This is a genomic window from Amycolatopsis sp. WAC 04169 (assembly GCF_003947535.1).
GTDB classification, from domain to species: Bacteria; Actinomycetota; Actinomycetes; order Mycobacteriales; family Pseudonocardiaceae; genus Amycolatopsis; species Amycolatopsis keratiniphila.
This window is the reverse complement of the sequence record NZ_QHJI01000047.1, coordinates 1-757: the sequence shown is the minus strand read 5'-3', so window position 1 is coordinate 757 and position 757 is coordinate 1. Positions and strand designations below refer to the sequence as shown.

General features: G+C 55.9%; 1 pseudogene. It reads right to left on the bottom strand.

The annotated features are described in order from the left end of the window. A pseudogene (locus tag DMC61_RS42190) lies at window positions 1-177 on the bottom strand (group II intron reverse transcriptase/maturase); the annotation flags it as partial. Window positions 178-757 lie beyond the last annotated feature (580 nt).

Sequence of the window (757 nt, the reverse complement as noted above, 5' to 3'; positions counted from 1 at the left end):
TGTTTTGTTCACGCCATCAACGCCGGGGGTATGGGCCCCCTTTGATGAAAGCGTGATCCGCGCCGCTTCAGCCAGCCATTCTGGTTGTGTTATCAGACGCAGCAGCCGTTGAATCCGTAGGGACGGATCGGTGGCTGCCCATGTGGCAAGCTTGCGTTGCATTTCGCTGATTATCAACGGTCTTCACCTCGTTAGGTCAGTTAATTCACGTCGCAAACACATTCAAACTGCTTCCCTTCGCCATGTAATGGGCTTTCCCCATCGCGGACTACTACGGAAGCTCCGCCAGCCAGCGCGTCATCGGAGCCATGCCCCCTTAACATCCGTCGCTGACCTTCCCCGGTTTACCTGCCTGGACTCAGGCATACTGAGGAGGCTGCCCGTCGCACTCTTTATCCTTGCTTGCCGCAAGTTGGCAGAAGTCAGCAACGCAAGCGTGATAGACGCTGCTGCCCCGGTGTTTCGCATACATGTCAAAACACCTTCGACCGGCAGTGCTTACGTATCACTGCCAGTTCCTCCTGCACGGCCTGTCAGATCACGTAGGCCGTGGTGACGTTTTCAACCCACAGAGGCGGATTAACGGGTTCATGTTCTTCAACCTTTCAGTACTTAACCTTGAGGATCATCTCGGCTTAGTGATCTCGCCTCAATCCCCGTTGTCAGCGGGTTACATCACCCTGCGGGCATGCCGCAGGTCACTGCCGCTCAGGTTCTCCACCGTCACACCCGGTGGGATTGTTGGGTTTCTCATCGT